This window comes from Paenibacillus sp. HB172176 (genome assembly GCF_011947265.1).
Lineage (GTDB): Bacteria > Bacillota > Bacilli > Paenibacillales > Paenibacillaceae > Pristimantibacillus.
Window position 1 is genome coordinate 327,305 of the sequence record NZ_JAATHD010000005.1, and the last position, 19,592, is coordinate 346,896.

General features: G+C 49.5%; 15 protein-coding genes. 11 read left to right on the top strand and 4 right to left on the bottom strand.

The window, feature by feature from the left end:
* From HFP08_RS10165 to HFP08_RS10175, 3 genes are all read right to left on the bottom strand, one after another.
* Positions 1 to 1,653: a response regulator gene (locus tag HFP08_RS10165; protein ID WP_168120476.1), complete on the bottom strand. Its 1,653-nt coding sequence runs from the start codon at positions 1,651 to 1,653 to the stop codon at positions 1 to 3.
* On the bottom strand, positions 1,625 to 3,394 hold the full coding sequence (locus HFP08_RS10170) for a sensor histidine kinase (protein WP_168120477.1): 1,770 nt from the start codon (positions 3,392 to 3,394) through the stop codon (positions 1,625 to 1,627). The genes HFP08_RS10165 and HFP08_RS10170 overlap by 29 nt, the downstream gene beginning before the upstream one ends.
* Positions 3,395 to 3,509: 115 nt before the next feature.
* The gene (locus HFP08_RS10175) at positions 3,510 to 5,918 is read right to left on the bottom strand and encodes a DUF4082 domain-containing protein (RefSeq protein ID WP_168120478.1); all 2,409 of its coding nucleotides are present in this window, start codon (positions 5,916 to 5,918) and stop codon (positions 3,510 to 3,512) included.
* 225 nt (positions 5,919 to 6,143) lie between these two features.
* Here HFP08_RS10175 and HFP08_RS10180 point away from each other — a divergent pair, with 225 nt between their 5' ends.
* The 11 genes from HFP08_RS10180 (at position 6,144) to HFP08_RS10230 (ending at position 17,584) form a co-directional block, all read left to right on the top strand.
* Complete coding sequence (locus tag HFP08_RS10180; RefSeq protein ID WP_168120479.1) at positions 6,144 to 7,052, top strand: ABC transporter permease; 909 nt, start codon at positions 6,144 to 6,146, stop codon at positions 7,050 to 7,052.
* Between the two features lie 12 nt (positions 7,053 to 7,064).
* Positions 7,065 to 7,946, top strand: a complete 882-nt coding sequence (locus HFP08_RS10185) for a carbohydrate ABC transporter permease (RefSeq protein ID WP_168120480.1) — start codon at positions 7,065 to 7,067, stop codon at positions 7,944 to 7,946.
* A gap of 44 nt (positions 7,947 to 7,990) precedes the next feature.
* Entirely contained in the window at positions 7,991 to 8,659 is a 669-nt protein-coding gene (locus tag HFP08_RS10190) for an RraA family protein (protein WP_168120481.1), read from the top strand.
* The gene (locus HFP08_RS10195; protein ID WP_168120482.1) at positions 8,659 to 9,693 is read left to right on the top strand and encodes a zinc-dependent alcohol dehydrogenase; all 1,035 of its coding nucleotides are present in this window, start codon (positions 8,659 to 8,661) and stop codon (positions 9,691 to 9,693) included. Before HFP08_RS10190 ends, HFP08_RS10195 begins: the two co-directional genes overlap by 1 nt.
* Entirely contained in the window at positions 9,690 to 10,433 is a 744-nt protein-coding gene (locus HFP08_RS10200; RefSeq protein WP_168120483.1) for a PIG-L deacetylase family protein, read from the top strand. The genes HFP08_RS10195 and HFP08_RS10200 overlap by 4 nt, the downstream gene beginning before the upstream one ends.
* A 21-nt stretch (positions 10,434 to 10,454) precedes the next feature.
* Positions 10,455 to 11,609: a mandelate racemase/muconate lactonizing enzyme family protein gene (locus HFP08_RS10205; RefSeq protein ID WP_168120484.1), complete on the top strand. Its 1,155-nt coding sequence runs from the start codon at positions 10,455 to 10,457 to the stop codon at positions 11,607 to 11,609.
* 28 nt (positions 11,610 to 11,637) lie between these two features.
* The gene (locus HFP08_RS10210; protein ID WP_168120485.1) at positions 11,638 to 12,471 is read left to right on the top strand and encodes an amidohydrolase family protein; all 834 of its coding nucleotides are present in this window, start codon (positions 11,638 to 11,640) and stop codon (positions 12,469 to 12,471) included.
* A gap of 23 nt (positions 12,472 to 12,494) precedes the next feature.
* Complete coding sequence (locus tag HFP08_RS10215; RefSeq protein WP_168120486.1) at positions 12,495 to 13,874, top strand: GH39 family glycosyl hydrolase; 1,380 nt, start codon at positions 12,495 to 12,497, stop codon at positions 13,872 to 13,874.
* A gap of 20 nt (positions 13,875 to 13,894) precedes the next feature.
* Positions 13,895 to 15,064 carry a GNAT family N-acetyltransferase gene (locus tag HFP08_RS10220; RefSeq protein WP_168120487.1) on the top strand — a complete coding sequence of 390 codons (1,170 nt, stop codon included), beginning with the start codon at positions 13,895 to 13,897 and terminating at the stop codon, positions 15,062 to 15,064.
* Positions 15,065 to 15,085: 21 nt separating this feature from the next.
* Positions 15,086 to 15,718, top strand: a complete 633-nt coding sequence (locus tag HFP08_RS10225; RefSeq protein ID WP_168120488.1) for an LbetaH domain-containing protein — start codon at positions 15,086 to 15,088, stop codon at positions 15,716 to 15,718.
* Between the two features lie 156 nt (positions 15,719 to 15,874).
* Positions 15,875 to 17,584 (top strand): type 2 periplasmic-binding domain-containing protein, encoded by a 1,710-nt coding sequence (locus HFP08_RS10230; RefSeq protein ID WP_168120489.1) that lies wholly within the window; start codon positions 15,875 to 15,877, stop codon positions 17,582 to 17,584.
* Between the two features lie 60 nt (positions 17,585 to 17,644).
* Here HFP08_RS10230 and HFP08_RS10235 read toward each other — a convergent pair whose 3' ends face one another.
* Positions 17,645 to 19,408, bottom strand: coding sequence for a glycoside hydrolase (locus HFP08_RS10235; protein ID WP_240941255.1), 1,764 nt, complete (start codon positions 19,406 to 19,408; stop codon positions 17,645 to 17,647).
* Between the last annotated feature and the right edge of the window lie 184 nt (positions 19,409 to 19,592).

Sequence of the window (19,592 nt, forward strand, 5' to 3'; positions counted from 1 at the left end):
TTAAGGAGCTTTTTTTCCTGCTGCACTATCCCGATATTCTTGAGGCGTGCAGCTATAATATTTTTTAAAGACTTGAATAAAGTAGGGGGTATTAAAGTACCCGAGCTGTTCCGCAATTTGGTATACCTTCAGATCCTCATGAAACAGCAGATGCAGCGCCTTCTCCATTTTCAAACGCAGAATATAATCGCTTAGCTTCTCGTCGGTTTCCAGCTTGAAAATTCGGGATACGTAAACCGGATGCAATTGAACAAGATCGGCAAGCGTCTGCAAGGATATATCCTCGGACAAATGCTCCTGAATATATTTCTGCACCTGCTCCGCCACATAACGCCGGGAAGTCTTGGCCTCGGATGACATTTCGGCGCTTATCTTGTCCAAGAGACGATAGGACCATTCCTGCAACTGGTGAACGGAATAGAAGGATAGTCCAGAGTCAAACCGCTCATAATCCGCTCCGATGACTTCATAGAGCAATCTGCCTTGTTTATGCGTAATGAAGGAATAGGCATGCGAAATATGCAGAAATACTTCAAGCAGCATCTCACTTTGTCCTTCTCCGACGAGCACCATCTCTTCAAATATGGATGCCAGTTTGTCTCTTGCTGCATCCCATCGGCCCGCTTCAAGGAAATGCAGAAAGAAGGGCGGCTCGTACAAGGTCTTCAGCATGGGCAAGGGCTGCAAGCCGCGTGGTTCCTTAAGAGCGAGTAGGAGCCCTTGGTCATGACTGGAATGCTGTCGAACCGCTCTTAGCAGGCTTTGATACATGTGCGGAATATTGGAGGGAAATGCATGCCAATCCGACACGACAAGAGATACAGGAAATTTCAGACGACTCATAATGGTGCCTTGAAGCTTGATGACCAGCGATTGCAGCAAAGCATGGGATGACTGCAGCGCTTGCTCGTAGGACTGTGCTTCCAAATGGTCGATTTGTTGTTGAGCAAGGAGAATGACATAGTCATGCCATTCAATACAAGGCCAGATCGAGAAGGATGCACCCAGGATTTCCTGTGCTATTTGAATGACAGAAAGCTGCAAGACTTGCAAATCATTTCGCGATTCTTCCGTTTCCAGTCGAACAAGCAGCAATACAGAAGGCACATGGAACAGGAACGGAATTTGCAGCTGGTTGAGCTTTTCCTCGAACATGGATTCTGTATAAGGCTTGCCCTGAAGGATTTCATTAAGGAATTGGCTTCGCAGCAGAGGCAGGCTTTCGCCCAACGTCTTCAAAACTTGATCATGCGAACGTAAGATTCTCTGTTCTTCATACAGGTGGTCAACGGCTGTCTGAACGGCATGAATCATATCTTCATCCCGCACGGGTTTCAGCAAATAATCTTCTGCGCCGTTCTTAATGGCCGTCTGCGCATATTGAAATTCGGAATGTCCCGAAATTAGAATGCAGCGGGTCTGCGCCCATATCCGCTTAATTTCCCGAATGAAGTCCAATCCGCTCATTCCCGGCATGCGAATGTCTGAAATGACGATATCGGCCGGTTGACGGCGCATTTCCGCAAGCGCTTCTTCCACAGAGCATGCCGTTGCGATGACATCTATCTTCAATTGATCCCACGGTATGGTTGCTTCCAAGCCTTCAATAACCGCAATTTCATCATCAACAATCAGGACTTTGTACATCATCATGCTCCTCTGCTATTCGATTTAGTTGGAGTTCGCGGGAAGGCCACTTTAAGATGACTTTCAATCCGCCAAGATGGGATTCTTCCAATTGCAGACCAGCTTCCTTGCCATAGGTTTGCTTGACGCGCTGATAGACATTCCACAAGCCAACGCCATGTTCCTCCGATTCGGGCAGCATCCAGGCGTTTCTTAACGCTTCCTTCTCGGGATGCGACAGTCCGTTGCCGTTATCATCCACCTCAATGTGAATGAAGCCTGCTCTGATTCCTGCCGTTATGTGAATTTCGCCCAAGCCAGGCTTTGGTTCGATGCCATGCTCCATGGCATTCTCAACAATAGGCTGAAGCAGCAGTCGAGGCATCTGCATATCACCTAATTGCTCATCTATATCGAATTGATATCGCAGACGATTCATGCGGAGATTCTGTATGTTCAAATAATTGCGAATCAAAGAAACCTCATCGTTTAACGTTGTTTTCCCTTGCTCCATTCTTGTGCTGTATCGATAATAATCACCAAGATCGAGGGCCATGGCTATAACGGATTTGGTATCGCCGACGCTTGCTTTGTTCTTGATGAAATATAAGCAATTATATAAAAAGTGGGGATTGATTTGAGCTTGCAATTGTTTTAATACAGCTTCTTTGGTTTGCAGCTTCTCTTGGTATACATTCACGATTAATTCCTCAATCTGTTCGGCCATTTTGTTAAACCGAACAAACAAGAAGCTGAATTCATTGCGAACTTGACGCAGTCTTGTCGAATAATCCCCGATATGAATGCGTTGCATGCCTCGAATCAACTCCTTGATCGGGACCTGTACGTTTCGATACAACAGCAGAGATGCGAAGAAGCAACACAGGAAGATAGAGAGAATAGAAGCGTAGAACCACATCCGGCTTTTGGAGATGGGTGTCAGAATTTCTTCAAATGGCACATAGTCGACCAAATACCAACCGAGCGTATCTGAATAGATATAGTGAACCCAATACAAATTGCCGTCAATGCGGCTTGTAAAATGATCTTCATTGCCTTGTATACGTTTCGAAATTTCAGGTAATAAGCTTTGAATACGCGGATCTTCATTTCCGTTTTTGTTTATTGTCTGATTCGAAGAATGGTAGAGAAAGGCTCCTCCGTTATTGCTGGAGGTATAGTTATCCAGCATGCTTGCAATATTATCCCCGGGGAACTTGATTTCCAAGATGAGTCTTGCGTTCTGTGGCTGCTCTACGGCTGTGACCGGGTCGACGATGTATTTGATGAATGTAGAAGTACCGGATTCTTCTGCGCTCTCATAATGCCAGGATCGCCACATTTCCGTATGCGAGAGATCGGGAAAGCTTTGATACTCGGAGAAAGAAGCGACTGCTTGTTTGGCAGGAGGGGATAGAATGGTTACCGTGTTTTTCCATATGCCTGAGATGGCCAGCAATTGAAGTTTCTCTTCTATCGATGTTCGCATCTTGATAGAGTTATACGCATTTAAATCCTCGGCCATATCCCGGAATTCCAGAATATCCGGATCGCGGCTAAGGGTGATGGCATAGGTAGACAGTTGATCAGCTTGAGCGTCTACCTGATTCAGGAAGAAGTGGGCATTGCTCGCTATATATTCCTGCACTTCATGCTTGACAACGGCTTCACTGATACGATTCGAATAGCTGTAGCTGGTCAGGATCGGTATCATCATCAGAAAGATCAGAATGTTGATTTTCATAAAAATACTGATGCGTCTCTCCATGCCTATCATCCTTTATCGTGACATCGGTGGAATTCTATTATAGCAAAAAGGCAACAAGCCGCGATATACCGCGGCCTGTTGCTGTCGAACGATGCGTTCGGGACGGAATGAACGCTTAGTCAGCCTCGAATACAATATCCCTGAAATATCCGCCGTTTCCGAAGGTGGAATCAGGCATGTCGCCCAGCGTTGTGCCAAAGAGGCCGCTGCCGATATAGGTAATTAAATTGCCGTTATTAATCGGCGAATTGAACAATCCGCTTGTGGCTGCGTAATAGTAATCCGAGCTGGTAGACACATCGACGATATAGTCGGTACCCGCGTCAATAGCCAAATCCGGTATGTCATATTCCTTCCATCCGGCTGTTCCTGAAGCGATATTCCACGAATACGGACCGGCTAGCAAGATTCCGTCCGCCTCCCAAATACGCACCTGATGGACGCCGCCCTCCGAGGCTCCCGCATATATTCTTACTTTGGTAATCGTTCCGTCGACATTTGCCTGGAACAAAGTTCCGAGCTCATAAGAAGTCGAATCGTTATAGTGATTGGCTGGAACTTCGCTGGTGAAAATCGTCTGTTCTCCGGAAAGGGGAGTTGGAGACGGCGTTGGCGTTGGAGTCGATGAGTCTGCAACAAAAACAATATCCCTGAAATAGCTGCTGTTATTGTAGGAGGAGCTTGGAATGGTACCAAGCGTCGTACTGAACAGTCCGCTTCCGATATAAGTGATTAAATCGCCATTGTTGATCGGCGCATCGAACATTCCGTCGGCGGCGGAGTAATAATAGTCTGAACTGGTCGATACATCAACGATATAATCCGTATCAGATTCGATTGCCAGATCCGGCATATCGTATACCTTCCATCCGGCTGCTCCTGAAGAAATGTTCCATGAATACGGACCTGCAAGCAGCGTACCGTCCGCATCCCAGATGCGAACTTGGTGGATGCCGCCTTCTGAAGCGCCGGTGTACGTTCTGACATGGGTAATGACTCCGTCTACGCTGGTTTTGAATAGCGTTCCGAGTTCATAGGACAGGTAATCGTTCACATCATCATCGGGCACCTGAGTAGTGAATATCGTCTGTCCGTCAGGAGCCGGTGTTGTCGTCGGCGTTGGAGTCGGAGTAGGAGTTGGAGTCGGAGTAGGAGTTGGTGTCGCAGTTGGTGTCGGTGTTGCAGTGGGCGTCGGTGTCGGCGTCGCTGTGCTGCCGGATTGCAATTCGTAAGCGCCCATATCGACGGCCGCCCCGAAAATACGGGAATTGCCATCCAGATCATCGCTGCCCGTACCATATGCGGCGGTTCCCGCATTGACGGAGGGACTGCTGGACTGCAGATGGAAATCCGAACTCGCAGCGTCAACGAACAGCGGATTGATGCCAAGCAGATTTCCGTTCGTCGAAGCGGGTACTTCCGTCGAAGCGCCGTCGATTTTATAGGAAGCATTGCCCGGATTATTCATGTCATAGGTCAGGTTGTTGCGCCAGATAACGTCGCTCATGGCGTCGGTTCCGTAATGGCCGATGAGAATAGCCCGGTTATCCGAAAGCGTAGAGGAATCCGTAACGGCGATGTTGTTGGCGAGAGTCACGTTGCTTGAGTTCACGACATAGAATTCGCCGCGCCACGTAGCGCCGTCATCTCTCGTGCTGTTCAGGTAGGCCGTATTATTCCTTACCGTCACGTTGTCACTAATATACACCTCGATGCCGCGTCCGCCGTTATCATAGGTCAAATTATTCTCGATGAGCGTGGATGCGGCGTATTCGCCAAGCGTGCTTCCGTTCTGAGTATTTCGTGAATCGTCGAATATAATGCCGTTGCCGTCCGTCTCGGCGGTGCCAGGTAAATTATCGTTGGAGTAGCTGACGTTATTGCGGATGATATTATGAAATCCGCTGTTGGTGTCCGAGGCGTATGCTTGCCAAATCGATATGCCGCTGCCGGCATAAGGCATGTAGTAGGCGCAATGATAGACGGTATTGTTCTCGATGAAACGATAGTCGCCATGATCAAGCTGGATGCAGCTTGCGCCCGTATCGTGAATGATATTGTTGAAGACCTTGGTGTGATGGCCGCCGTCGAAATGCACGCCGCCGGAATTGGCGCCGGCGCTTAATTCGAAGCCGTTGATTTCAATGTAGCTGGGAGCGCCGTAGAACGGTTCGAGATTATAGCCGGAACCAAGCGAGGTGGAGTTGATATACGCGCCTCCGGGTACTTCGGATTTGATTGTAATGTAGGCGCTGGAGGTTCCCGATAAAGTGCCCAAATCGACGCTTTCGTAATAAGTGCCGCTCTTGACAAGAATCGTGTCTCCCGGACCGACTACGCTCACGGCGTGCGAAATGGTCTGGAAGGGAGAGGTCGAGGTTCCCGCATTGCTGTCGCTTCCTGTCAAGGATACATAATACGTAGAGCCGGATGCCGCGGCCGGTAGGGCCGCGTAAATCATGAACAGCGTCATGATCAGGAGCATTGCGGTCAATCGCAAGCCTTTGTTGTTCCTTGCGTTCATTCTTTTTCCTCCTCTTATTTGGTTGGATGCGCTTTCGCCTATATCGTAATCAGCGCGGGACAAGAAGGGTAGACCAAATATGCAAGATGCATGTTGGATTTTAAAGATTGGAATCAATTATTGAGATATTGACATGAAGGTTGCATATTTGATCTTTAAGAGAGCTCCCGCAGGCTGGTTTAATAGTGAAGTACGGACCATTCAAGAGCGGAGGTGAAGAAGCATATGGAAGCATCATCAGCAAGCCGATTCAGAAGGACATGGATTTTGTACGCCATGCTGCTGCCGGGCATAGGCTTTGCCCTTGTTTTCAATTACATGCCGATGCTAGGCCTGGTTATGGCCTTTCAGGATTATCAGCCTTATCAAGGCTTCACGGGCTCGGCGTGGGTTGGATGGAAGCATTTTGAACAGATCTTCACAGATCCCTTTGCCCCAAAAGTAATCGGGAACACGGTAATCATCTCCGGGCTGAAAATTATTTTCAATTTGCTGGTACCGCTGGTTTTCGCGCTCCTGTTGAACGAACTCAGGCATATGAAGGTGAAAAGCACGATCCAAACCCTTGTGTATTTGCCGCATTTTCTGTCGTGGGTCATCCTCTCGGGCATCCTGCTTGATGTGCTGTCTATTCATGGCATCGTGAATGAAATTCTGAACAGCTTGTTCGGCGTTTCGCCAATTATGTTCCTCGGGGATGGCGATTGGTTTCGAGTTAGTGTTGTTGCCAGTGATGTCTGGAAGGAATTCGGCTTCAATACCATTGTATTTCTCGCGGCATTAACCGCAGTGAATCCTGCTTTATACGAAGCGTCCGAAATCGATGGCGCCAACCGCTGGAAGCAGACTCTGCATGTTACGATTCCGGCCATCATGCCTATCGTGGTTGTTGTCGCCACCTTGTCGCTAAGCTCGATACTTAACGGCAGCTTTGACCAGATTTTCAATTTGTACAGCCCAATTGTTTATGACAAGGGTGATATTATCGATACCTTTGTTTACCGAACGGCCTTGCAATCCGGTCAGTTCAGCTTTGCGACGGCCGTAGGCATGTTCAAATCGGTCGTAGGACTTCTTTTTATAGCTGTTTTCTACAGAATTGCTTACGTTTATGCGGATTATCGTATTTTCTAAGGGGGGGCGTGCATGTACTACAAGACGCGATCTTACCGCATTTTTTATGCAGCCAATCTTATCTTTCTGCTCGCAGTGTCCATATTGTGCATTCTGCCGATGATTCATATCCTGGCTGTATCGTTTAGCGGGGCTTCTGCGGCAGACAATCATTTGGTCGGACTTTGGCCGGTTGATTTCAAGCTGGAGGCCTATAAGAAAACAATTGGCAATCCGCTCTATCTGAATTCCATCTGGATTTCGGTGAAGCGCGTTTTCTTTGCCACCGGCTTGAGCATGCTGATTACCATTCTAACGGCTTATCCGCTTTCCAAGAGAACTGGAGTATTGCAAGGAAGGCCGTTTTTTCTTTGGTTGTTCGTCTTTGCCATGCTATTCACGGGCGGGCTGGTTCCAAGCTATGTGTTGATATCGAAAATCGGCTTGATGAATTCATTCTGGGTTCTTGTTTTTCCGAATGCGGTGCAGGTTTATAACGTGATTCTGATGCTTAATTTTTTTCGGGGCATTCCGCGAGAGCTGGAAGAGGCTGCTTTCATTGACGGAGCCGGCCATCTAAGAACGTTGGTGTTAATCTATCTGCCGTTGTCTCTATCATCGCTTGCCACCCTGTCGCTCTTTACGATTGTATTCAATTGGAATGCTTATTTCGACGGATTAATCTATCTCTCGAACCGGGAAGCCTACCCACTCTCGACCTTGCTGAGGACGATTGTCGTACAGATTGATCCGAGCTCGATCCGCAATCTAAGCACGGATGCCTTGAATCATATGTCGGATCGGACTTTGAAGGCGTCTCAAGTCTTCCTCGGAGCGCTGCCGGTCATTATTATCTATCCGTTCTTCCAGCGCTTCTTCGTCAAAGGAGTCGTCCTTGGGGCAGTAAAAGAGTAAAGAGGCTTGAGGAATACGAATGAGTAATCAGGAGGGGTTATTAAATGAATGCAGCAAAGGAAAACGAACGTATTGAAATCATGACAGCCTCTCTCTATTCGGCTGTTATCAGCGATACATTGGACGATCTGGGCTATCGCAACCAGGTGATGAGGGAGACGCTTCGTCCGCTTGAGGCAAACGATAAAATTCTGGTCGGAAGAGCAAAAACGATTCTGGCCGCGGATTGCTATCATGTGCAGGACAATCCGTATGAGCTGGAGATTAAAGCCATTGACAGCATCAAGCTCGGCGAAGTGGTCGTAGGCTCGACGAATCAATCGGTACGAAATGGCTTCTGGGGAGAGCTGCTCTCCACAGCATCGAAGATGCGCGGAGCTCGCGGCGCCGTCGTCGACGGCTTGATTCGTGATACCCGAAAAATTATAGAGCTTGGATTTCCGGTTTACTGCACGGGGTTCAAGCCCGTTGACTCCAAGGGACGGGGCATCGTCGTGGACTATGATGTTCCCGTAGAGGCGGGTGGCGTAATCGTCTATCCAGGCGATATGATCTTCGCCGATCGTGATGGCGTTGTTGTCATTCCGAATGGCCTGGTGGATGAGGTCATTGCCAAAGCTCTGAACAAGGTGAACGGAGAAAACAATACGAGACGGGAGCTTCTTGAGGGCAGGACGCTGGGCGAGGTCTATGCGAAGTATGGTGTGCTGTAATGAAGGCCTTGGTCTGGAGCAGAGATGAGAGCATAGAAAAAGTGGACAATTTGCCCGAGCCCTCCATTCGGTCGAGCGAGCTTCTCGTAAGGGTGAAGGCTGCGGGAGTATGCATCACTGATATTCATATGATTCGAGGAGAATTGAATTTTGCAGAGCCGCCGTGGATTCTGGGTCATGAGATTTCCGGTGTCGTCGAGAGGACGGGCTCTGATGTTCAGGGCTGGAAGCCTGGCGATCGGGTTGTCGTGGACCCGGTTGTCGCGTGCGGACACTGCAAGTCTTGTCTTACCGGGAAGAAATATTGGTGCGAGGAGGGCGGAGAGCTTGGCACGACCCGCGGCTCGGGCGGGTATGGCGAGCTTATTGTGGTCAAAGCGGATAATTTGTACCGCATGCCGGCTGCGATGTCCTTCGCCGAAGGAGCGATGATGGAGCCGCTGAACTGCACGCTGGGAGCGATTGAACGGGTATTGTCCCTTGTCGGGGCGAATGTCATTGTATTTGGCTCGGGGCCTGCAGGGCTTCTGTTCGTTCAGCTTGCGAAGGCATACGGGGCCGCGACGGTTACGCTGATTGGCAAGGAAGACTATCGGCTTGCGCTGGGCTCGAGGCTTGGAGCTGATGTGACGGTTTGCTTGAACAGCGAGTCGCTCGAAACGCTTGGCGATAACCAATATGATGTCGCCATCGAAGCATCGGGCAACCCGCAGGCGGTGGAGGATTGCTTTCACTTCGTAAGCAGGAGCGGGACGGTTGTTCTCTATGGCTTGCATGGCTCAGGGGAGAAAACAATCGACAGCGACAGAATTGTCGGCAAGGATCTGACGGTGGTGACCTGCATCTCCGCGCCATTGCTTTGGGATAAGGGACTGCGCCTTGTCTCGGCAGGAAAGATCGACTTAGGATCAATGATCTCCCATCACGTCAGCTTCGATCAGGCAGAGAACGTTCTTGGGCAGATTGTGGGGGGCACGCTGCAGCATTATACGAAAGCCATGATTCACTATGCAGGGGAGGGGGAGAAGCGATGAGAATACTGGCGATTGGCGCGCATCCGGATGACATCGAATTGCAATGCGGAGGAACGCTCGCTTTGTATGCGAGGCAAGGCCATGCTGTGTACATGGCGGTATCGACCAATGGAGACAAGGGCAACCACGATGTGGAGCCGGCTCGCCTTGCCGAGCTTCGGAAGGCCGAGTTCGAGGCATCTTGCGCTGAGCTGGGGGCAACGCCGATCTGGATGGGCTTCGAAGATGAATACCTTGTTAACGATCTATCCGCCAGACTGAAATTCGTTGATGTTATTCGCAGCGTTGATCCTGATTTGGTCATTACGCATGATCCCAACGACTATCATCCCGATCATCGCTATACGAATCAGTTGGTATGGGACGCGATAACACTCGCCGGTGTACATCACGTGAAGACGGAGTATGCGGCGACCAAACGTCAAGTGACTTTGTATTATATGGATAATCTTGGGGGGATTAACTTCCAGCCTGCTGAATTTGTGGACATTTCAGAGGTGATAGACATCAAGAAGCAAGCACTCGCCAAGCATGAGAGTCAAACGAGGATTTTCCGCGAGCTGCTGAATATAGACTTGCTCGATGTCGTGGAGACGATCGGGAAGTTCAGAGGATACCAAGCGGGCTGCGCTTACGGGGAAGGATTTCGCAAGGTGGAGGCCTGGTACCGCGGCGTCACTAAGCGCTTGCTTCCGGAAAGCAAAGGTCCTTCATCCTTTCAATATAACAATCTGACATAGGAAGAAGAGGGGGGCGCATCGATGAAGATAACCGGAGTCGAAATGCACATACTGGAGAATAAAACGGATTACGGTATACAGGATGACGCGTCGGATTCGAGAGGACCGAAATATACGATGATGCTCAAGGTGCATACGGATGAGGGTATAACCGGCATTGCCGATTCGGATTCGCATCCTCATATTGTGAAAGCGATGATCGAAGCTCCGATCTATCTGCCCTCTTTCTGCGAGGGACTTCAGCATGCCGTAATCGGAGAGAATCCGTTCGAATATGAGCGGATCTGGTCCAAAATGTATCAGTCCTCCTTCTATCATGGCAGGAGGGGGGCGGCCCTGCATGCGATGAGCGTCATAGATATCGCGATTTGGGACATTATCGGCAAGCTCTGCAATCAACCGGTAAGCGTTATGCTTGGCGGACGCAATCATGAGCGAATTACCGCTTATGCAAGCACCTTGTTCCGCTCCACTCCCGAGAAAATGAAGGAAGCTGTTGAAAAATACAGAGGACTTGGCTTCAAGGCGATGAAGTTCGGCTGGGGAGTGGTCAGGGATGATCCGAGGCTTGCCGTCAAGCTGGTGGAAGCGGCCCGGATGGAGGCTGGCGATGAGATGGACATCATGATTGACGGCATGTGGACGGCGGATGTGAAGCTTGCCGTTCAAATTATTAATGAATTGAAGGCTTTCCAGGTGTTTTTCGTGGAGGAGCCGCTCATCTCCGACAATCTTGCGGGCTATCGCAAGCTGTCGCAAGCCGTCGATGTGAGAATCGCATGCGGAGAGCAATTGGCGGGTCTCTACGAGTATAAGCAATTGATTGACGAGGGGGATGTGGATATTATCCAGCCGGATCTGTCCAGAGCGGGCGGCTTGACGGAAGCAAGGAAGCTGGTCACGATGGCGGAGCAGGCGGGGAAGCTGGTGATCCCCCATGCCTGGACCTCCGATGTGCTGACCGCGGCTTCTCTCCATTTGAACAGCTTTCAAACGAATCCGGTTTTTCAAGAATTCTGTACGAACGATACGCCGCTTAGCCGGGAATTGGTTAGAAATCCGCTTGTGCTGGAGCAAGACGGCACGCTTCTTGTGCCCAAGGGACCTGGTCTTGGGATTGAGCTGGATGAGCGGGCGATTGCCCGGCACGCCGTTGAGCATTTAATCATTTCATGATAACGAACGCAGAGGGAGGAGACTTTAGGTGTTTGATTGCCATACGCATTTATTCGGGGAGGGGCATGTCGGCGGAACGTTCCTTAGCGACGCACGAAGAGCGTGGGGAGAGCACTGGGAATTAATTGCAACGCCGAAGCAGCATGCGGAGCAATACAGGCTTTCTGACGGAGCCATCGTGCTTGCCTTCAATTGTCCTGCAACGGGAGTCCTTGTTCCTAATGACTATGTAGCCGATTATGTGCGAAGCGATTCGACGCGGCTGTTCGGCTTTGCAAGTGTGAATCCCCATGACGACGACGCTCCCCGGCAGCTTGAATTCGCAGTGCGGGAGCTGGGCTTGTGCGGCCTGAAGCTGGCCCCGATTTATCAGAACTTCTATCCCGATCAGAAGTCTTACTTTCCTTTGTATGCGAAGGCCGATGAATTGAACATTCCCATCCTGTGGCATCAAGGCACCTCGTTCGTATCGCAAGGCTTTCTCGATGCCTCGCGTCCGGCTATGCTTGATCCGATCGCCAGGGCATTCCCGAAGCTCAGGATGATTATCGCGCATCTCGGTCATCCATGGCATGGTGAATGCGTGGCGCTTGTTCGGAAGCATCCGAATCTGTACACGGATCTTTCCGCGTTAGGGACGAGACCTTGGCAATTCTACAACGCCATGCTACATGTGATGGAATACGGCATTTCGCATAAGGTGCTCTTCGGAACTGACTATCCTTTCTTTACCATGGAACAAACGGTCGCGGCTTTACGAAACATTAACGCTTTGACAGAGGGGACGGCTTTGCCGAGAATTCCGAATGAAACCATCGAATCGATCATCCACCGCAATACGCCTGAATTGCTAGGTTTATGATCCGGAAGGAGAACAATTGAAGCATGAACTACAAATCATTAGTCGGACTTCCCGTTTCACCGATTCATGTTAATTTGAATAAGCCGGTCGGAGCGTTCGAATGGTGGCGTCATACCATCAGCCATGGCGGAATCAACAATCTTCCCTTGCCGGAAGCAGTGGCGAGCGGAGCGCGAAGGCTAAAGCCCCGTCTTCTTCGAACGTTCATTCAGGAGTATTTCAATATTTACCCTGAGCATGGTGTATATGATTGGAGCAAGCTTGATCCCTATATGGAATCTCTGCATAGCACCGGCGCAGATGTTGTGGCCAGTATTTGCTTCAAGCCTCCCTTGCTTTTTCCGGTCATTGATTCCGCCATCTGGCGCCCCAACAATCTAACAGAATGGCAGAGATTGATTTCCGAGCTGGTCAAACGCTACTCCATAGACAAGAAAATCGTCAGCTACTGGGAAATCGGAAATGAAACCGATTTCGGAGAAACTGGCGGGTGTCCGTATCTGATTACGGATCCGCAGGATTATTACGACTACTATGTGTTCACGCAGGAAGCGATTCTGGAGGCGTGGCCGGAAGCCAAGGTCGGCGGGCCGGCAGCAGGTGATTTCAATCATCCCCTGTTGGAGGGATTCATTCAGCTTTGCATGGCGAATCGCACCAGACTGGATTTCGTTAGCTGGCATATCTACAGCGATCACCCGAAGGATCACGCATTAAGAGTCAGGCAAGCAAAAGAATGGCTTGCTCCTTTCGGCGAAGTCCGACCGGAGATGCTGATTACCGAATGGAATAAGAGCTTTGAGTCTTTGCCGCTTGAGGAGATGGAGCTAAGCCCGCGCAAGGCGGCATTTACGGCCGCTGCATTGCTTGCGTATATGGAAGAAGGGGGGGATTGGACCTTCTATTATCATGTTTGGGATCAGCTATTCTATCCTTCCCAGTTCAAGTCGTTCTACAAGGATTTGCCGATCATGATCGAGCATTGGAATGAGGCGCCGCACCGTTTCGGCCTATTTGGTGTATCGGGGGAAATTCGGGCTCCGTATTTTGTATATCTTATGATGTCGCGAATGGGAGACCTTCGGGTGGAAACGGTTGCCGAGCAGAGGGATTTACGGGCAGTGACTGTCAGACGACCTGGTGTGATAACGATTATGCTTGTGAATTACAACCCGAATGAAGCGGCTGATTGCATCGCCGTCACGCATTTGCAAGGCCTGTCCGAGGGAGCGAAGCGACTCGAGGTTTTCCGACTGGATGAAAGCCGGACCTGGGATGAGAAGAGTCTCGAGCTATTGCCTGTCGAATCCAGGCTAATCGATACGATTGACGGTTATGCGTTCAAGCTTAACCTATGGTGTCCGGGCGACAGCGTCTGCTGGGCAGTCCTTACGGATCTGTAATCAAGCAAGGAGGGATTTGCATGATACGCGAATTAAGGGCTGCGGATGGAGCAGAGTTATTAGAACTGCATGAGTTTGCCTTTCAATATGCTATTGAAGGAGAAGCGGAGAGGCAACGTTGGTTGGATGATTTCGATCCCGAAGGCTTTTGGGGCTGCTTCGTTCAGGGCAAGCTGGCTGCGGCTCTTCATATTGCGAACTTCGAAATTTGGCTTAACGGCAGGAAGATTCGATCTGCGGGCATAGGCAGCGTAGCGACGTCGCCCGAATACAGGCGGCTTGGACTTGCCCGTAATCTGCTGACCCATGCGATTACGCATATGAGAGAGCAGGGCATTGCTTTATCGTTGCTGCATCCGTTCAACATCTCGTTCTATCGACGTTTTGGCTGGGAGCAATTTCACGAATGCAGGGAACTGGAGCTGATGACTGAGCAATTGCCAAGATGGGGCATGCCCTCGGGCGCATTCCGGGTTGTCTCTCGTCCCGAGGAGATTTATCCGGTATACGAGGCTTATGCGCAGACCTATAACGGCATGCTCTCGCGTTCGCCCGCCTGGTGGGAGAAACGCGTGCTTCATAAGCGAGGCAGTCGAATCGCTGCCTACGAGACGGATGCGGGAGAGATGACCGGATATTTGTATTATCAGGTCCGGGAAGGCATCATGACGGTGCATGAACTCGTTGCGACGGACAATCAGGCAAGGCGGGCTATATGGAAATTCATTGGGGATCATGACTCCATGATCAAGCGGGTTTCTGTTCGGTTGCCTATGGATGATCCCTTCCCGTTCATGTTGGGCGATATGAAGCTGCAGCAGAGGCTTGTCCCATTCGGCATGATACGTATTGTGGATGCGGCAGACTTCCTTGCCCGCTATCCCTTCTCACCGGGACATGCCTGCACGATACGTCTGCATGTTCGCGACGAAACGGCATCATGGAACGAGGCAGGCTTGGAAATTAAAATTTCGTCTGACGGAGAGGCGGAGATTAGCAGAAAATCGCCGGAGACCTTCGGAGAAGATTGCTTATCTTGCTCGATTGGTACGCTCTCGTTGCTGGTAATGGGGAATAAGCGTCCATCGGCAATGGCGTCCATCGGGGCGCTGCAAGGCGGCAAGGAGCAGATCGAGCGCCTTGAGAAAGCGCTCCTCGGAGGAAATATTTGCTTGATAGACGCCTTCTAGGAGAAGGGAGGTTGTGCATGAATGAAAGAGCTGATTATTGATGGAACGGGCGTACATGCTCTGGAGATGGCGGAGATTGTCGAGCGCATTAACGCTGATCGCCAAGCATGGCATTTGCTTGGTTTTCTTGAGGAGGCTCAATATACAGAGGAGTCGCTGCTTGGATACCCTGTCTTTCGAGAGTTGGATTTTCTAATTCAGCGTCCGCATGTTTTCATCGCGACCGATCATGAACGCAAGCTGGCAAATCTGTTCCCGCGAGAGCGATTCGCCACATTAATCGATCCCTCTTCCTTTGTCTCCCGCACGGCATCCATCGGCAATGGATGCGTGATTTATCCGAACTGCTTTATCGGGCTTCATGCCGAAATCGGAGATTTCGTGTTCTGTCTGAGCGGAGCCATTATTAATCATGATTGCCGGATCGGAGAACGGACGGTTATCGCCAGCGGCGTTAAGCTGGCGGGCTCTGTGATGCTCGAAGCCGATTGCTATATTGGACAAGGGGCTAACATCAGGCAGAGGGTACGGGTTGGCGGCCACAGTCTCATTGGCATGTCAGGGAATGTTCTGAAGGATGTCGCCCCATACAGCATTATGGTCGGCAACCCCGCCGAACTGCTTCAAAGGAGCGGGGATTCACATTCTGGATAAAGGTAGATTAAATTTACAACCTGCATATCGAATTTTAAAGATATGCTGTTATTATTGAAATGTTAACATGCAAGTTGAAATGTTGTTCTTCCGACTGAAATCGATCGATGTTTAAATAAAAGCGAACAACCCATTACACTGTGGAGGTCGATAGAAATGAAGAGACACTGGAGAAAAACCACCCCGTTCTTTCTGGCAATGATCCTGACTGTAAGTGTTGTATTGTCTGGCTGCTCAGGCAGCAATAATGATCCGGAGCAATCTACGGATGCTACGACCAATCAACCAGAGGAAACACAAAGCGGATCAGATGTTACGCTTCCTGACAGCGCAGACTTGCCTTACAACCCAGTGAAAACGATAACCACGTATGCTTGCGATTCAGGCAGTCCTCTTCCTAATGGTGAGACCTTGGAGGACAATGTGTTCACGCGCTGGTCGGAAGAGACACTCGGTATTAAGACAGAATATTTGTGGGTTGCGCCTACGCAGGACGATGCCTGCACCAACAAGATGCGTCTTGAAATAGCAGCGGGGAACAACCTCCCTGATATTATAAGCTCGTATGATTACAAGCTGCTTGAGGATTTCGTGGCAACGGGACAATTCCAAGAGATCCAGCCCAATTTCGACAAATACGCATCCGATACATTCAAGCTCGGATACGAGCAACATCCGGAAGTATGGAATGTCGGCAAAATCGACGGCAAACAAATGATTCTGCCATTCATTGAAGCGGCCTATCAGAATGACCCGGTACTCTGGATTCGCAAGGACTGGATGGATAAGCTGGGCTTGGAGCCTCCCAAAACAATGTCCGATCTCGAAGCGATGATGGAGGTATTCAAAAATTCCGATCCCGACGGAAACGGAAAGAATGATACGATTCCGCTTGCTCTGTCGCTCAAAGAATATTTCTCCAATATGATGGGTGATGCTGAATGGATACTGGGCAATTATGGAGCATTGTCTGGATACGGCACTGCGCAGGGGGTATGGTTGGAGAAAGACGGTAAGCTCGTCAATGCGGATCTGCAGCCAGAAGTTAAGGAAGGGTTGAGCAAGATCAAGGAATGGATGGATTTAGGATATATTGATCAAGAGGTAGCCATGCAGAATACTTTTGATGCCGGAACGCTGTTCACCAGTGGAAAAGCAGCGATTATTCCAGCCGCTTTTTGGGTACCGCGGTGGCCTTTCTCGACAGACTTCACAGATCCGACTGCTGAGTACGAAGCCTATCCGCTCCCAACCGCAGATGACGGCACCTCGATGCATCTCACGACGAGCATTGCGAACGGAGGCTTTATCATCAACAAGAACTTTAAGGACCTTGATGTTCTCTATACCTTGTTGAATCGTGTATACGAATATGCGGATCCAAAACCGGGCAGTGAGTTTGAATATGGCTTTGCCGAAGGCTACGATTATAAGCTGAATGAGGATGGCACCGTTTCTTACGATCTTGAGGAGGCTTTTGAACCTATCTCCTATAATGGGATTATTCCAAAACCGCAAATGCCTGACTTGGAGCTGAGCTTCTACTCGCAATACGTTCATGGAGAAGTCGAGCCTTCCAATCTCCGTGAACAGCAATGGGTAAGTGACGAGGTTACGTTACAGGCTGGCGCTGCGGCATATGACCAAAAGGATAGCAGCGTTCAGAGCGCATACAATGGTCCGGATACGCAGACGATGAAGGATAAAGGCGAATTGCTGAAGAAGATTGTAATGGACGCCTATATCAAAATTATTTATGGTGAAAAGCCTTTGGATTATTTCGACGAAATGGTCGAGCAATACAACAAGCAAGGCGGAACCCAACTGGAGCAGGAAGTTAATGAATGGTATAGCGCAAACAAATAGTCAAGAACGGCAGAAAGCAAAAACCCGCGATGCTTCGCGGGTTTCTTCTGCTGTTTAGGGTCAAAGCGTCAAATAATTTCTAGGGGATACGAGGCTTCCTTCGTAATGGAAATCTGTATCGCCGAAGTTTACTATGATGCGTCTGCCGGATGAGAACAAGGACTCCTGCACTTTATGATCATCGCTAATAAATCGATGCATGACAAGCTCGTCGTAACAAACTTGCTTTAGCCAATCACAGACAGTATGGTTGCTCTTCAAGAAGCTTGCTTTAAAGCTGTCCCAACGATCCTGATCAAGGGACCAAAGCGGTGCTGTCCCATAAAGCATATTGAATAAATCCTTCTTCCACCAGATTTCCGGGCAATGATGATTGCAATCCTCCCATCTCCAGGAAGTTACGACGGCATCATGATAGACGAGCTCATACAAGGGGACTCGAGTGTATTCATTGATTGAATATTTCAAATAGTCTTCATGCGCGGTGCGTGTTCCCAACATTATCGAGGGCTTCGGATTGCTGCTCCAATTTCCTTTGTAGTAGATCGTGCCTTCCGTTAAGGTATCCTTGCAGATGAACCAGGTTCGTTGCAGCGTCATCATGCCATGAGCATAAACACCGTGAGAACCGGTGAAATCCGCTCCGAATTCTCCGCCCAGAAACAGGTTGTATTGATTTTCGAGCAGCTTGTAATTTTCGATAATGGCTTCGGCATATTGTTGGCGCGTCAGTCGGTGCTCAGGATGATGACATTCGTAGATTCCGTTCGATTGATAGACATCAAGGAAATAGGTTTCATGGGGATAGATGTCAAGCTCTTTGTCCACGCGCTTGACGATTTCAGAACGAACCGCATCAGGACAGATATAGTTGCCGAATTCGTTGGAATAGCAGTTGCCATCGATTTGTCGCGCCGTAAGGTTATCGAACATTCCGGGGAAGACATTTCTCTTAAGAGGCATCCCTTTGATTTCCTCATTGCCTGGATAAGCATCCGGATGAATATCACTGAAGAGCTCGTAAGCTCCTGTCGCGTAGCCCAGAGCTTTAAGCTCGTTGTCAAAGCCCGGCTCCGGATATGGCGTATGATTGGGATCCCAGAGAATGAGTGCTTTGTCTATGCCGGCTGCCTTGAGCTCTTCGACAAACCGCGTTTCGCGCGCCTTGTCCCATACATAAATATGGGGCGCACCCAGAATTTTTTCGATTGCCGGAAATCGTTTTTGATTCTCCTTCAAACGAATAACATCGTTCTTCGGCCAAATATAGGCTCTATAACGCTTGCACTGCGCGACATAGCCGCCTTGATCGAAGAAGATATACCGAATTTTTCGTGTATAACCGAATTGTCCCATGGAAGGAAGCCATACCGGATAGAAGGTTATGAATCCATTCTCCCGCCCAAGCCGGATAGCGGCATCGAAAGGGGTTTCAAATATAGCCATATAGCCTGATTCCAGCGCGGTATCCGTCATTCCGATCCAAGACATGGCGGCCCCCCCTCCTGCAAAGAAGAAAGGCTTCTCCTCCAATGGATAATAATCATCGTCTACCGGCAGCAGCAGGCCTTGACTATCGGTTTGCAGCACATAATGTTCTTTATCCGGAGGGATGAAAGCATTGGGGAAAACGAGCTTGTCGAATTTGGTCGTCGCTTTGGAGGAGAGAGAGATGCTTAACTCGCAGTCTGCTGTTAATTCCAAGCTTGCATGCCAGGTAGACAAGCCTCGCGTCAACTCTATGTTCAAAATATGGTCTTGTTGAATGACCTTGGTTACTTGAAGTGTGTCGCAGAACGGCGCTTGTTTCCATATTTTATTCATTCTTTTGTCTACAACCTGAATTACCCTGGTCTCGGAGTCGAATGTCAACTGCAGGTTTGAATGGAATAGCTTCCAGCTGCTCTTCGGATTGAAACTCATAATGGTAACCAACCTTTCTATCGTTATCTATTCAGAGAAAGGTTACCATTCTGGAAGTAAGGATGATATACAGACCCTATCAAAA

Bases quoted from the DNA above. Each gene is read 5' to 3' on its own strand.
- HFP08_RS10200 (WP_168120483.1), top strand. From the start codon at position 9,690: ATGAGAATACTGGCGATTGGCGCGCATCCGGATGACATCGAATTGCAA.
- HFP08_RS10185 (WP_168120480.1), top strand. From the start codon at position 7,065: ATGTACTACAAGACGCGATCTTACCGCATTTTTTATGCAGCCAATCTT.
- HFP08_RS10235 (WP_240941255.1), bottom strand. From the start codon at position 19,408: ATGAATAAAATATGGAAACAAGCGCCGTTCTGCGACACACTTCAAGTA.
- HFP08_RS10195 (WP_168120482.1), top strand. From the start codon at position 8,659: ATGAAGGCCTTGGTCTGGAGCAGAGATGAGAGCATAGAAAAAGTGGAC.
- HFP08_RS10165 (WP_168120476.1), bottom strand. From the start codon at position 1,653: ATGATGATGTACAAAGTCCTGATTGTTGATGATGAAATTGCGGTTATT.
- HFP08_RS10220 (WP_168120487.1), top strand. From the start codon at position 13,895: ATGATACGCGAATTAAGGGCTGCGGATGGAGCAGAGTTATTAGAACTG.
- HFP08_RS10190 (WP_168120481.1), top strand. From the start codon at position 7,991: ATGAATGCAGCAAAGGAAAACGAACGTATTGAAATCATGACAGCCTCT.
- HFP08_RS10225 (WP_168120488.1), top strand. From the start codon at position 15,086: ATGAAAGAGCTGATTATTGATGGAACGGGCGTACATGCTCTGGAGATG.
- HFP08_RS10230 (WP_168120489.1), top strand. From the start codon at position 15,875: ATGAAGAGACACTGGAGAAAAACCACCCCGTTCTTTCTGGCAATGATC.
- HFP08_RS10175 (WP_168120478.1), bottom strand. From the start codon at position 5,918: ATGAACGCAAGGAACAACAAAGGCTTGCGATTGACCGCAATGCTCCTG.
- HFP08_RS10205 (WP_168120484.1), top strand. From the start codon at position 10,455: ATGAAGATAACCGGAGTCGAAATGCACATACTGGAGAATAAAACGGAT.
- HFP08_RS10170 (WP_168120477.1), bottom strand. From the start codon at position 3,394: ATGGAGAGACGCATCAGTATTTTTATGAAAATCAACATTCTGATCTTT.
- HFP08_RS10180 (WP_168120479.1), top strand. From the start codon at position 6,144: ATGGAAGCATCATCAGCAAGCCGATTCAGAAGGACATGGATTTTGTAC.
- HFP08_RS10215 (WP_168120486.1), top strand. From the start codon at position 12,495: ATGAACTACAAATCATTAGTCGGACTTCCCGTTTCACCGATTCATGTT.